Source organism: Ramlibacter alkalitolerans, assembly GCF_016722765.1.
Taxonomy (GTDB): domain Bacteria; phylum Pseudomonadota; class Gammaproteobacteria; order Burkholderiales; family Burkholderiaceae_C; genus Ramlibacter; species Ramlibacter alkalitolerans.
This window is the reverse complement of sequence record NZ_JAEQND010000009.1, coordinates 39,965-52,500: the sequence shown is the minus strand read 5'-3', so window position 1 is coordinate 52,500 and position 12,536 is coordinate 39,965. Positions and strand designations below refer to the sequence as shown.

Sequence of the window (12,536 nt, the reverse complement as noted above, 5' to 3'; positions counted from 1 at the left end):
TCGTTTTCTACTCCACGAACAGCATGGCCGGCGACTCGAGCAGGGCCCGCACTGCCTGGATGAAACGCGCCGCGTCCATGCCGTCGATCACGCGGTGGTCGAAGGACGAGGACAGGTTCATCAGCTGCCGTGCGACGACCGCGCCGTTGCGGATCACCGGCCGCTCGACGATCCGGTTGACACCGACGATCGCCACTTCGGGATGGTTGATCACCGGTGTGGTGACGATGCCGCCCAGCGGCCCGAGGCTGGTGATCGTGAGGGTGGAGCCGGCGAGTTCCTCGCGCGTGGCCTTGCCGGAGCGCGTGGCGTGCGCCAGGCGCGCGATCTCCCGCGACAGCCCCCACACGTCCTGCGCCTCCGCATGGCGCAGCACGGGCACGGCGAGGCCGGCGTCAGTCTGCGTTGCGATGCCCAGGTGCACCGGGTTCGAGCGCGCGATCACGCCCGCATCGTCGTCGAAGCGCGCGTTGACCTGCGGGAAATCGTCCAGCGCCAGCACCACCGCACGCGCGATGAAGGGCAGCACCGTAAGCTTGCCGCGCGTGTCGCCGAACTTCGCATTGAGCTGCGCCCGCAGGGCTTCCAAGTCGGTGACGTCCACTTCCTCGACGTAGCTGAAGTGCGGGATGCGGCGCTTGGCCTCCTGCATCTTCTGCGCGATCTTGCGGCGCAGGCCGATCACGGGAATGGCTTCCTCGCCCTGCCGCTGGCGCAGCGCGGTGGCGCGCGCCGTGGGCCCCTGGCCGCGCGCGGCGAGATAGACGTCGAGGTCCTCGTGGATGATGCGGCCGGCGGGGCCGCTGCCGTGCACGAACTGCAGCTCGATGCCGAGATCCCAGGCGCGGCGGCGGACGGCCGGGGAGGCGATGGGCTTCTCTCCCGGCGGCCGCATCGGCGCCGGCGTGGCGCGCGGCGGTTCGCGCCGGCCCAGGCTTTCCTCCCTCCCCCTCTGGGGGAGGGCCGGGGTGGGGGCGCTCCCGGCCGCCGGCGCATCGACATCCGCGTTCTCGTGCGTAATGTCGTCCTTCCGGTCAGGAGCAACAGGCGCCGCGCCGGCGCCAGCCCCCACCCCAACCCTCCCCCGGAGGGAGCCTGCAGCCGCGCCTTCGCGCACGTTGCCTGCCCCTTCGACTTCCAGGCGGATCAACTCGGCGCCTACCGCCATCAACTGCCCCGGCTGGCCGCCGAGCGTTTCCACTTTGCCGGCCACGGGCGAGGGAATCTCCACCGTCGCCTTGTCGGTCATCACGTCGGCGAGGATCTGGTCTTCCTTCACCGTGTCGCCGGGCTGCACGCGCCAGGCCACCAGTTCCACTTCGGCGATGCCTTCGCCGATGTCGGGCATCTTGATCGCATAGAGTCCCATGATCAGCCCTCCACCGCGCGCTGCAACGCGGCGCCCACGCGCCCCGGGCCGGGGAAGTAGGCCCATTCGGTGGCGTGCGGATACGGCGTGTCCCAGCCGGCCACGCGCTCGATCGGCGCTTCCAGGTGGTAGAAGCAATGCTCCTGCACGGTCGCCGCGAGCTCGGCGCCGAAGCCGCTGGTCCTGGTCGCTTCATGCACCACGACGCAGCGGCCGGTCTTCTTCACCGATTCCAGCACCGTCTCCAGGTCCAGCGGCCAGAGCGAGCGCAGGTCGATGATCTCGGCATCGACGCCGGTCTCTTCGGCCGCCGCCAGCGAGACCCAGACCATCGTGCCGTAGGTGATCACCGTGAGTTCCTTGCCGGGGCGGACCACGGCGGCCGATTCGAGCGGCACGCTGTAGTAGCCCTCGGGGACGTTGCCCAGCGGATGCTTGGACCACGGCGTCACCGGCCGGTCGTGGTGGCCGTCGAAGGGGCCGTTGTAGAGGCGCTTGGGCTCCAGGAACACCACCGGGTCGTCGCTCTCGATCGAGGCGATCAGCAGGCCCTTGGCGTCGTACGGGTTGCTCGGGATCACGGTGCGCAGGCCGCACACGTGCGTGAACAGCGCCTCCGGGCTCTGGCTGTGCGTCTGGCCGCCATAGATGCCGCCGCCACAGGGCATGCGGACGGTGAGCGGGCAGGTGAAGTCGCCGGCGGAGCGGAACCGCAGGCGCGCGGCTTCCGAGACGATCTGGTCGTAGGCCGGATAGAAGTAATCGGCGAACTGGATCTCCGCCACCGGCCGCAGGCCATAGGCACCCATGCCGACGGCGGCACCGACGATGCCTCCTTCGTTGATCGGCGTGTCGAAGCAGCGCGACTTGCCGTATTTCTGCTGCAGGCCTTCGGTGACGCGGAACACGCCGCCGAAATAGCCGACGTCCTCGCCGAACACGACGACGTTGTCGTCGCGCTCCATCATCACGTCCAGCGCGCTGCGCAGCGCCTGGATCATGGTCATGGGCCGGGTCTCGCCGGCGGCCTGCGCGACCCGGGCTTCCTTCGTTTTCGTGAGCATCTTCAGACCCCCAACTCTTGTCTCTGGCGGCGCAGGTGCGCGGGCATCTCGGCGTAGACGTCCTCGAACATCGTGGACGCGCTCGGGATGTGGCCATCGAGCAGCGTGCCGTGGCTCTCGGCTTCCTTCTGCGCGGCGGCCACTTCGGCTTCGAGTTCGAGCTGCACCTGCTGGTGTTCCTGGTCCGACCACGCGCCGAGCGTGATCAGGTGCTGCTTGAGGCGCTGCACCGGGTCGCCGAGCGGGAAACGCTCCCAGTCGTCGGCCGGGCGGTACTTGGTGGGATCGTCGGAGGTGGAGTGCGGCCCGGCGCGGTAGGTCACCCATTCGATCAGCGTCGGCCCGAGGTTGGAGCGCGCGCGCTCCGCCGCCCAGCGCGAAGCCGCCAGCACCGCGAGGAAGTCGTTGCCGTCCACCCGCAGCGAGGCGATGCCGGCACCGACGCCGCGCGCGGCGAAGCTGGTCGATTCGCCGCCGGCCACCGCCTGGAAGGTGGAGATCGCCCACTGGTTGTTGACCACGTTCAGGATCACCGGCGCGCGGTAGACATGGGCGAAGATCAGCGCGTTGTGGAAGTCCGATTCGGCGGTGGCGCCGTCACCGATCCAGGCGGAGGCGATGCGCGTGTCGCCCTTGATGGCCGAGGCCATCGCCCAGCCCACCGCCTGGATGAATTGCGTGCCCAGGTTGCCGGAGATCGAGAAGAAGCCGGCCCGCTTGTACGAATACATCACCGGCAGCTGCCGGCCCTTGAGCGGGTCGCGCTGGTTGGACAGCAGCTGGCACATCAGCTCCGCCAGCGGGATGTCGTCGCGCGAGAGCAGCAGCCCCTGCTGGCGGTAGGTCGGGAAACACATGTCCCCGGGCTCCAGCGCCTGGGCGTGCGCCACCGCGATCGCTTCCTCGCCGAGGCACTGCATGTAGAACGAGATCTTCTTCTGCCGCTGCGCGATCAGCATGCGGGCGTCGAAGATGCGCGTCTTCATCATGGCGCGCAGGCCCTTGCGCAGCTGCGCAGGGCTCACTTCCGGCACCCAGGGGCCGACCGCGTGCCCCTCCGCGTCGAGTACGCGGATCAGCTCGTACGCGAGGTCCTGCGTATCGAAATGCGAAGTGTCCACCGGCGGCCTTCGCGCGGCCCCGGGCGCGGAGACATGGAGGTAGGAAAAATCGGTCGGACTGCCGGGGCGCCCTGAAGGCTCCGGCACGTGCAGGCGCAAGGCCTCGTGCTGGCTCATCGAATGTCTCCGCGCGATCGTGTCGCGCCTCATTGTGGAGGGCGGAACGCGACGGCGGGTGGCTGCGCGCCCCACGAAAGCCGCGTGGGTAACGCGGCAGCAGCGACTATAGCCAATGCCGGGCTGGGCAGGGCGGTTCCACGAGCCGACGAGCGTGGGGTGCCAGAGAACGCGCGATCGTCACCTGTCGCGATGCCGCGCTTCGCCCCACGACCAGCGCGGCGGCTCCCCCGTGATCCAGCACACCACGGTGAGCACCACGCTTGCGGCAGCGACAGCGACAAGAAAGCGGACGACGCCCGCACCCGGTGGGTACATGACGCAGATGCCGACGATCGCCGCGAGGTAGAGAGCGAGCACGACCCAACCCTGCCACGCGGATGGGACGCCCCACCCCCATCCATGGCGCTTGGCGGGAAACCAGTAGTTCCGGGGTCGGGGCATGTTGCTGCGTCTCCTGTGGCGGTCAAGGTCGGACTCGAACGGCTCGCAGCGCCGAAGCGGTGCGCCGCGTACGGATCATGCGCGCGGGCACTTGACCCCCACGCAGGTGCGGCGCCCATCTGGCACCCTGCGCGGAGTTTGATGCGGGATCGAGGAGGCAGGTTCAGCGGAAACGCTGAAGCCGAGGGGATGTGCGGCGATGCTGGGGTGCCGGCGCCATGGCAGGCCGGGGGGAAAGCGGCGAAGCGTGCGGCGGCCGCGATCCTCTACTGCGTGCGGCGGACCGGCCGCTGCGCCCGCTGCGAGCGCGCGCCGGTCATGTCCGCCACGGAGGATCTCAGTGGGCGTTGACGGGCTGGCCGGCAAGCACCGCGCCGGCGACACCGGGCGTGCGGGCCGACAGGTACGCCGAGCCGCTGTCTTCGCCGGTGAGGGCCGCAGTCTCGTCGCGCGACTGCATGTATTCGGCGTTGACCTGCGCGCGCGTCTTGCTGCCTTGCAGGCCGCGCAGCTGGTCGTAGCCCTGGGCCCAGGGGTTCACGCCGGAGGCCTTGTACTGCTGCAGTTCGACCGTCACTTCGGCGCGGCTCTTGGCGCCCGTGACAGGCGTGGTGTTGGCCAGCGGGCTCTCGGCGAAAGCGGAGGAAGCGGCAACGAAGGCGATGGCGGCGATGAGGGTGCGGTTCATGGTGGCTCCTTGGGGTTGTGGGGGTGGACGTCGTGTCCACAACCCAGACTCTAGGGATCCACCGCTTCGAGCGATGTGCGTTTGCGCACCGGCTTTCGACGATGCCGGCAGGCGCCGCACGCCGCTGGAACGACGCGCCTCAAGCCGCGGAGCGCACCTCCTCCACCATGCGTTCCAGCTTGGGCACATCCAGCAGCACCAGCGCATTGCCGTCCTTCGCGAGCAAGCCCTGCTTCGTGAGCAGGGACAGTTCGCGCGTGACCTGCTCGCGGTAGGTGCTGACCTGGCTCGCCATGTCGGCGTGCTTGGGCGCGGGATCGATGCGCGCCTGGGTGCCCGTGGCGCCGCTGGCGCGCGCCAGCCGCAGCAACTCCGCGTGGATGCGGTTCTGCACGCCCAGCGTGCTCAGTTCGATCACCCGCTCGGAGAGCTGCCGCACGAGACCCGCCAGCCGCTGCAGCACGCGCTCGCGCACCAGTTCCTCGGCGGCGATCAGCGCGCGGAAATCCTCGGGCGAGAGCGAGGCGACCAGCACGCTGTCCAGCGCCAGCACGTCGGCCGAGCGCGGCGCCCCGTCGATGGCGGCCAGGTCGCCGAACATCTCGCCGGGCTCCTCGTCGCGGAAGGTGACCTGCTTGCCGCCGGCGGAGAAGCTCGTCACGCGCACGTGGCCGCTCACCACGAAATGCACGTCGCGATCGTGGCTGTTGCGCGCCACAATCACCTGCCCCGGCTCCACCGTGCGCCAGGCGAATCGAGCAGCGAGAATCTCCAGGCGCTCCTGCGAGAGCCCCTGCAGCATCTTCACGTTGCGCAACCCGAAAGTCGACGCCTGAACTGTTGCCATTGAACCCCCTGCACCCCCGACCGCGCACGCTGCGACTGGCCTCCGGGCTGATCCTGCTGACCTACGTCGCGACCCACCTGTTGAACCACGCGACCGGGCTGGTTTCGCTCGCCGCCGCCGAAGCGGGGCGCGAAATCTTCGTGGCGTTCTGGCGCAGCCCGCCGGCGACGCTCGCATTCTATGGGGCGCTCCTGCTGCACTTCGGCCTCGCGCTGTCCGCCCTGTACGAGCGCCACACCCTGCGCATGCCGCCGCTGGAACTGACCCGCATCACGCTGGGTTTCACGATCCCCCTGCTGCTCGCCTTCCACATGGTGCAGACGCGCCTGGCCTGGGAGCTCATCGCCTGGGACGACACGTACCGGCGCATCACCGCGTCGATGTGGTCCAGCAACTTCAGCCTGCGCCAGCTCACGATGGTCGTCGTCGTGTGGCTGCACGCCTGCCTGGGCCTGCAGCTCGCCTTCCGCCACCGCGCGGGCTGGCGCCGCTGGCAGTCGACCCTGGTGGCGCTCGCGACCCTGCTGCCGGTGCTGGCCTTCACGGGCTATCTCGCGATGGCCCGCGAAGCCTCCGCGCTGCCGGTGCAGGCGCGCCCGCCGGGTCCGCACGACGCGACGCTGCAGCGCTGGGTCGAGATCGTCTTCTACACGCCGCTGGCGCTACTCGCGGCCACGCTCACGGCGCGCTGGGCGCAGGTGGCCTGGGCGCGCGCGAGCCGGCGGCTGGTGCGCATCAGCTATCCCTCGCAAACCGTCGATGTGCCCGCCGGCTACTCCGTGCTGGAGGCGAGCCGCGCCTTCGGCATTCCGCACATGTCGGTGTGCGGCGGGCGCGCCCGTTGCTCGACCTGCCGCGTCGAAGTGCTGGCCAGTGCGGCACCCCTGCCCGCCCCCGGGCCGGACGAGGCGCACACGCTGGCGCGCATCGGCGCCCCGCCGGCGGTGCGCCTGGCCTGCCAGTTGCGCCCCACGGCCGCCATCGAGGTCAGGCCGCTCGCCACGGTGCGCAGCACCGCGCCCGCCCACGACGCCTGGGGCCCGACGGCCGAGCGCGAGGTGGTGGTGCTGTTCGCGGACCTGCGCCGCTGGACGGGGCTTTCGGAGCATCACCTCCCGTTCGACCTCGTCTACGTGCTGGACCAGTACTTCGAAGCGGTGGGCGATGCGGTGCGCGAAGCGGGCGGCATCCCCAACCAGTTCATCGGCGACAGCGTGATGGCCCTGTTCGGGCTGGAAACGGACACCGTCACGGCGGCACGCCAGGCCCTCGCGGCGGCCGAGGCGATCGAGCGGCGCATGGCGGCCGTCAACGACAGCCTGGCGGCCGAATTCCGCCGGCCGCTCGATTTCGGCATCGGCATCCACGCCGGCACGGCCGCCGTGGGCACCGTGGGCTACCGCGAGACGCGCACCCTGACGGCCGTCGGCGACGCGGTCAACACGGCGAGCCGCCTGCAGGAGCTGACCAAGCTGCTGAAAGTGCGGCTGGTGGTGTCGGAGGAAGTGCTGCGCCGCGCCGGCCGCGCGCACGACGACTGGCAGCGCCACGACCTGGAGATCCGCGGCCGGCAGGGGCGGCTCGCGGTGTACGCGCTGCCCACCTTCTGCAACGCGCCGGCGTAGCGGGCGCAGGCGCCTTTCCCAGGTCCGGTTCTCTAGCGGCGATCGCCGCGCGCGGCCGGCTTGCCGCGCGCCACGCGCTTGAGCGCTTCCAGTGCGCTGTGCGAGCCTTCGCCGCTATGCGGCGGGGCGGGCGCCTTGGCGGGCGGCGCAGGCTGGTGGGGCGCTTTCGTCGGCTGCATGGGGGGCTCCGTGGGGTTGCTCGGCCTGCAGGGCCGTGGTCTTTGCGATTAAGCCCAATGTACCAACATGCTGGCTTATGGCAACTGGGCAATTACGTAGCCGCACCGGCACTTCCGGGCCCCTGCCGCCGGCAAGGCCTGCGCCGCCTGCGTCCTAGTCCGCCTGCAGGTAGACGACGCCGGGTCGCAGTTGCTCCAGCAGCAGGTAGTCCGTCCCGTGCAGGCCCAGGGCCCGGTACGTCGCCTGCGCGGCGCGGTTCCCGCGCTCGACGTACAGGCGGAATCCGCAGACGTCCGGCTCCTGCGCCGCTGCGGCCGTGACGTGGGCGTAGAGCGCGCGGAACACGCCGCGGCGGCGCCAGGCCGGCCGCACGTAGACGCTTTGCAGCCACCAAAAACGGCCATCGCGCCAGTCGCTCCACTCGGTCGTGACCATCAGCGCCGCGACGACTTCCCCCCCGGCCACGGCGACCAGGTAGAAGCCCAGCGCCGGCTCGGCGAGCAGCCGTCGCACGCCGCGCCCCACCACCTCGGGCAGCAGCCGCTTGCCTTCGGTCTCCTGCGCCATCGCGCAGTTGAAGGCGGCGATCACGTCGGCATCGCCGGCCTGTGCGCGGCGGATCTGCAGCGGTGCGGGGGATGCGCTCATGGGCGCAATCTACTCCAGGGGGCGAAGAACAGCGCCAGGCAGATCGCACCCACGGCGACGCCGGCGACCACGTCGCTCAGGTAGTGCGCGCCCAGGTAGACCCGGCTGAAGGTGACCAGCAGCACCATCAGCGTCGCCAGCGCCACGGCCGTCGCCCGGATCGCACGGCTGCGCCAGCGCGCGAAGGCGAGCGCGCACAGGGCGCCGTAGAACACCGTCGATCCGGCCGCATGGCCGCTCGGGAAACTCAGCGTGAGCAGGTGCACCAGCGGCTCGCCCGCCACCGGCCGCGGCCGGTGGAAAACGTTCTTCAGTCCGGCATTGAGCAGCATGCCGGCCGGCACGACCGCCAGCCGGGCCACCTGCGGCCAGTGCCGGCGCCAGGCCAGCCACGCCGCCACCGCCAAGGTCGCCGCCAGCAGCCATTTGGTCTGGTGCGCGTCGGTCACCCCTTGCAGGAATGCGGTCGCCCCGGGGCTGCGATGCGCCGCCAGCCAGAGCGTCACGCGCAGGTCCAGGCGGGTGACCGGCCCCTCGGTCCAGACCTGCAGCGCGAGCAGCGCCACCAGCACCATGCAGGCGAGCACGAGCGCCAGCCGCCCGGCATGACGGACCGCGCGAGGCACTAGCTCACCTGCGCGCCGGATTCCTGCACGGCGCTGCGCCAGTGCAGGATCTCGCGGCGGATCGCGGCAGTGAAGTCGGCGGGAGTGGAAGCCAGCACGTCCATTGACTGGCGTTCCAGTTGCGCGTGCACCGCAGGCTCCTTCAGCACCGCGGCGATGTCGGCGTACAGCGCCTGCACCAGCGCGGCCGCCATGCGGGCCGGCCCGACGATGCCGAAGATGCCGTCGTAGGCCAGGCCCGGGAAGCTCTCGTCCAGCGAAGGCGTGTCGGGGAATTGCCGGTTGCGGCGCGGATCGGCCACCGCGAGCAGCTTGAGGCTGCCCGCCTGCAGGTGCGGCACGGCGGAATCGAGCACCACGAAGGCGGCCTGAACGCGGCCCGGCAGGAGCTCGCGGTAGGCGCTGCTGCTGCCCGCGAAGGGCACGTGCACCAGGCGCAGGCCGGCGCGCTTGCGCAGCAGCTCGCCCGTGATGTGGCCGCCGGTGCCTATTCCCAGCGAAGCCCACGGGATGGGCTCAGGGCGGGACTGCGCCAGCGCGATGAACTCGGCGAAGCTGGAGACGCCCAGCGAAGGATGGGCCACCAGGGCCACCGTGGTGCTGCCGATCTGGGTGATCGGCGTCAGGTCGCGCAGGGTGTCGTAGGGCAGGTCCTGGCGCAGGCTCGGATTGATGGTGAGCGAGTTGATCGCCAGCCCCAGCGTGTGGCCATCGGGCGGCGCCTGCACCACGGCGCGGGTGGCGATGATGCTGCCGCCGCCGGGGCGGTTCTCCACCAGCACCGGCTGGCCCCAGCGGTCCGCCAGCTTTTCCGCCAGCGGCCGCAGGATGGCATCGGTGGATCCGCCCGCCTGCTGCGGCGAAACGATCAGGACCGGCCGCGTCGGCCGGAAGCCCTGTGCCCGGACGGCGGGTGCGAGGCCCGCAGCGGCCAGTCCGGCCAGCAAGGTGCGGCGCGTGATGCGGCTCGCGTTCATGCGACGCTCCCGGCACGGTCGGCGGCGCGCGGCAGGCTGGGATGCGGCCATTGCGGCGCATCGACGGCAGGCTGCGCGCGGCCTTCCTGCAAGGCGGCTTCGAAGCGGGGCACCGACGCCCGCGGATCGTCGCCCAGCCCGCGCACGATGCACACGCCGTCGCAGCCGGTGCGCGCGACTTCCTGCACCTGCCGCGGCTCGAGGATGCCGCCGATCGCCGTGACCGGCGCCTGGGCCGCGCGGCACCACCAGGCGAGGTTGTCCATGCCTTGCGGCAGCCAGGGCATGTCCTTGGTGACCGTGGGCCACACGGGGCCGCAGGCGATGTAGCGCGGCGCCAGCGTGCGCGCCCGCGCCAGCTCCCACAGGCTGTGCGAGCTCACGCCCAGCGCCATGCCGCTGGCGAGCAGGCGCGCGCGGCCGGCCTCGCCGAGCGCCAGCAGGTCTTCCTGGCCCAGGTGCACGCCGGTCGCGCCGAGTTCCTGCGCGAGCTGCCAGTGGTCGTTGATGAAGAGTTCGGCGTCGTGCGCAGTGCTGGCGGCGATCGCCTGCTGCACTTCGTCGCGCAGCATCGCCTGCCAGGCCGCATCGGGGGAAGCCGGTTTCTTGATGCGCAGTTGCACCGTGCGCACGCCGGCGGCCAGGACCTGGCGCAGGCGTGCGGCGCTGTCGACGATGGCGTAGAGGTCCAGGCGCCGGGAGTGCCCCCTCCCCGACCCTCCCGCAGGGGGAGAGGGAGGAAGAGACTCGCCCCAGGAAAGCGAAGGAAGGACGAAGGGCGCCGTCATCTTCGCCACGATCGCCGCGTCGGCGTCGACGAAGCCCTGCGCCAGCGCCTGCCGCATCGCGCTGGCGAACGCCGGGGCCGACTGCGCCGTGCCCGCGAGCCAGCCGCGCGCCTCGCGCGTGTCGATCCAGTCCAGGCCGTCGCGCGCGCCCACGATGCACACCGCGCGGGCGCCGCGATCGCGCAGCCGCTGCGCCAGCAAGGGCGCCTGCGCCGCGAGGCCCGCGCGTTCGCGCGCTTCATCGGCCGTGCAGACCACCAGTTCCTTGTCGTTCATTGCATCACCCGTCCACCATCGACGAAAAGCACCTGCCCGGTGACGAAGCCGCTCCACGGGGAGGCGAGAAACAGCACCGGACCGGCCACATCCTCGGGCCGTGCCAGCCGCCGCAGCGGCGTGCCCGCCATCAGTGCCTCGCGGAACGACGCCCGCGTGCCGCTGCTGCCTTCGGTGGGATACACCAGCCCCGGCGCGACGCAGTTGACGCGAACCCCCAGCGGTCCCAGCTCGCTCGCCAGGTTGCGGCTGAAGCCGACCAGCGCCGACTTCGCCGTCGTGTAGTCGTGGTAAGGCACGACCGGGTCCGCCACCAGGTCGCTGACCAGGTTGACGATGCTGCCCTGCGCCCGCCGCCGGAACTGCGGCAGCACCGCGCGGCACAGGTGGAAGGCCGCGCCCACCGAGCCTTCGAACTGCGCCTGGTAGTCGGACCAGGCCAGGTCGGAGAAGGTCTTGCGTTGCTGGGGGTCGAAGGTGTAGGAGCGAAAGGCGTTGTTCACCAGCACGTCGATGCGGCCGGCCTCTTCCACGACGCGTTCGACCAGGCGCGCGGCCTCTTCGGGCACGGTGACGTCGGCCTGCACCGCGAACGCGTCGCCGCCGGCCGCCTCGCATTGCGCCACCACCTGCGCCGCGGCCTCGGCGTTGCGCAGGTAATTGACGGCCACCGTCGCCTGCTCCGCCGCGAACGCGCGGGCGATCGCCGCGCCGATGCCGCGGCTCGCCCCGGTCACCAGCACCACCTGGCCGGCGAAGTTCATCCCGGCTCTCCGCGCCGCCCGGGCAGCAGGTCCTGGCTGACCACCCTGGACACGTCGATGGGCTTGCCCACCAGACCGAGCTTGCGATAGGTGTCCGCCGCCGCCTGCAGCGAGGCCACGTCGAGGGCGCCCAACCCGTTGCGCCGCGTCAGCGCCGAGACGCTCGCCGCATTGCGCAGCTTGATGATCTCGAGGTTGAGCGCCGGATCGGTGCCGTCGATGGCCCGCTTCACGGCAAGCTGCGCCGCTTCATCCGGCCGGGCCAGCATCCACGCCGCCGCATCGGCATAGCCGCGCAGGAAGCGCTGCAGCGCCGGACGCTTCGCCTGGTACACGTCCTCGCGCACGACGAACAGGTCGCTGGACATCGGCAGAACCTTGCCCACCTCCATCACGTTCACTTCGGGCAGGCCGCGGCGGCGCCCGATCAGCAGGCCGGTGTCCGTCGCCGCCGTCGCATCGACCTGTCCCTGCATCAGCGGCGCGAAATTCAGCAGCCCGGTGACCACCACCGTCACATCCGACTCGCTCAGGCCGGCCGAATGCAGCAGCACCTGCAGCCCCTGGCGGGTGCCGCTCGCCAGGCTGTAAACGCCGATCTTCCGGCCCTTGAGGTCCGCCGGTTTTACGATGCCGCTGCCTTGCAGCGACACCACGTTGAACACGTTCTGCGGGTAGATGTCGTAGATCGCGCGCAGCTTCTCGCCCTTGTCCAGGGCGGCGAAGAAGGTGAGCGGATCGCTGAAGGCGACGTCGGCCTGGCCGCTGAGGATGTTGCGGATCGCGTCCGCGCTGCCGGCGCCGGGAACGTATTCGAGCGCGATGCCCTGCGCCCGGTAGAAGCCCTTGTCCTCGTCGACCAGCAGTGGCGTCACCTCGGTGATCGGCTTGTTCCAGCCGGCCACGACGATGCGGTCCAGGCGCGGCGGCGCGGTCTGCGCCAGGGCGCCAAGCGGCGCGGCGGCCAGGGCGGCCAGCAGGTGGCGGCGATGCAGGTTCATC

General features: G+C 71.1%; 15 protein-coding genes (1 of these 15 cut by a window edge). 1 reads left to right on the top strand and 14 read right to left on the bottom strand.

The genetic code is table 11. The features are described 5' to 3' along the window. The 7 genes from lpdA to JI746_RS16775 all read right to left on the bottom strand — a co-directional run. On the bottom strand, position 1 holds a 1-nt sliver of the coding sequence (lpdA, locus tag JI746_RS16805) for a dihydrolipoyl dehydrogenase (protein WP_201691102.1). Its footprint begins 1,394 nt before the window's first position; only 1 of the gene's 1,395 nt is visible here; the start codon is cut by the window's left edge — 1 of its three bases falls inside, at position 1; its stop codon lies off the left edge, out of view. Positions 2 to 7: 6 nt separating this feature from the next. Continuing rightward, positions 8 to 1,369 (bottom strand): dihydrolipoamide acetyltransferase family protein, encoded by a 1,362-nt coding sequence (locus JI746_RS16800; protein ID WP_201691101.1) that lies wholly within the window; start codon positions 1,367 to 1,369, stop codon positions 8 to 10. Between the two features lie 2 nt (positions 1,370 to 1,371). Continuing rightward, positions 1,372 to 2,433 (bottom strand): alpha-ketoacid dehydrogenase subunit beta, encoded by a 1,062-nt coding sequence (locus JI746_RS16795; RefSeq protein ID WP_201691100.1) that lies wholly within the window; start codon positions 2,431 to 2,433, stop codon positions 1,372 to 1,374. 2 nt (positions 2,434 to 2,435) lie between these two features. Next, on the bottom strand, positions 2,436 to 3,671 hold the full coding sequence (locus tag JI746_RS16790; protein WP_201691099.1) for a 3-methyl-2-oxobutanoate dehydrogenase (2-methylpropanoyl-transferring) subunit alpha: 1,236 nt from the start codon (positions 3,669 to 3,671) through the stop codon (positions 2,436 to 2,438). A gap of 180 nt (positions 3,672 to 3,851) precedes the next feature. Then, positions 3,852 to 4,115, bottom strand: coding sequence for a hypothetical protein (locus JI746_RS16785; protein ID WP_201691098.1), 264 nt, complete (start codon positions 4,113 to 4,115; stop codon positions 3,852 to 3,854). 337 nt (positions 4,116 to 4,452) lie between these two features. Next, complete coding sequence (locus JI746_RS16780; RefSeq protein ID WP_201691097.1) at positions 4,453 to 4,803, bottom strand: DUF4148 domain-containing protein; 351 nt, start codon at positions 4,801 to 4,803, stop codon at positions 4,453 to 4,455. 139 nt (positions 4,804 to 4,942) lie between these two features. Continuing rightward, positions 4,943 to 5,650 carry a Crp/Fnr family transcriptional regulator gene (locus tag JI746_RS16775; RefSeq protein ID WP_201691096.1) on the bottom strand — a complete coding sequence of 236 codons (708 nt, stop codon included), beginning with the start codon at positions 5,648 to 5,650 and terminating at the stop codon, positions 4,943 to 4,945. Here JI746_RS16775 and JI746_RS16770 point away from each other — a divergent pair. After that, entirely contained in the window at positions 5,650 to 7,275 is a 1,626-nt protein-coding gene (locus JI746_RS16770; protein ID WP_236599909.1) for an adenylate/guanylate cyclase domain-containing protein, read from the top strand. The two genes, JI746_RS16775 and JI746_RS16770, sit on opposite strands and share 1 nt — an antisense overlap. Positions 7,276 to 7,307: 32 nt before the next feature. Here JI746_RS16770 and JI746_RS16765 read toward each other — a convergent pair whose 3' ends face one another. From JI746_RS16765 to JI746_RS16735, 7 genes are all read right to left on the bottom strand, one after another. Continuing rightward, complete coding sequence (locus JI746_RS16765; protein WP_201691095.1) at positions 7,308 to 7,454, bottom strand: hypothetical protein; 147 nt, start codon at positions 7,452 to 7,454, stop codon at positions 7,308 to 7,310. A gap of 154 nt (positions 7,455 to 7,608) precedes the next feature. Beyond that, positions 7,609 to 8,103: a GNAT family N-acetyltransferase gene (locus JI746_RS16760; RefSeq protein WP_201691093.1), complete on the bottom strand. Its 495-nt coding sequence runs from the start codon at positions 8,101 to 8,103 to the stop codon at positions 7,609 to 7,611. After that, positions 8,100 to 8,729 carry a phosphatase PAP2 family protein gene (locus JI746_RS28215; protein WP_201691091.1) on the bottom strand — a complete coding sequence of 210 codons (630 nt, stop codon included), beginning with the start codon at positions 8,727 to 8,729 and terminating at the stop codon, positions 8,100 to 8,102. The genes JI746_RS16760 and JI746_RS28215 overlap by 4 nt, the downstream gene beginning before the upstream one ends. Then, positions 8,729 to 9,706, bottom strand: a complete 978-nt coding sequence (locus tag JI746_RS16750) for a tripartite tricarboxylate transporter substrate-binding protein (RefSeq protein WP_201691089.1) — start codon at positions 9,704 to 9,706, stop codon at positions 8,729 to 8,731. Before JI746_RS16750 ends, JI746_RS28215 begins: the two co-directional genes overlap by 1 nt. Beyond that, the gene (locus JI746_RS16745) at positions 9,703 to 10,770 is read right to left on the bottom strand and encodes a thiamine phosphate synthase (RefSeq protein WP_201691087.1); all 1,068 of its coding nucleotides are present in this window, start codon (positions 10,768 to 10,770) and stop codon (positions 9,703 to 9,705) included. The genes JI746_RS16750 and JI746_RS16745 overlap by 4 nt, the downstream gene beginning before the upstream one ends. Continuing rightward, complete coding sequence (locus tag JI746_RS16740; protein WP_201691085.1) at positions 10,767 to 11,534, bottom strand: SDR family oxidoreductase; 768 nt, start codon at positions 11,532 to 11,534, stop codon at positions 10,767 to 10,769. The genes JI746_RS16745 and JI746_RS16740 overlap by 4 nt, the downstream gene beginning before the upstream one ends. Then, positions 11,531 to 12,535, bottom strand: a complete 1,005-nt coding sequence (locus JI746_RS16735; RefSeq protein ID WP_201691083.1) for an ABC transporter substrate-binding protein — start codon at positions 12,533 to 12,535, stop codon at positions 11,531 to 11,533. Before JI746_RS16735 ends, JI746_RS16740 begins: the two co-directional genes overlap by 4 nt. Position 12,536: the final 1 nt, after the last annotated feature.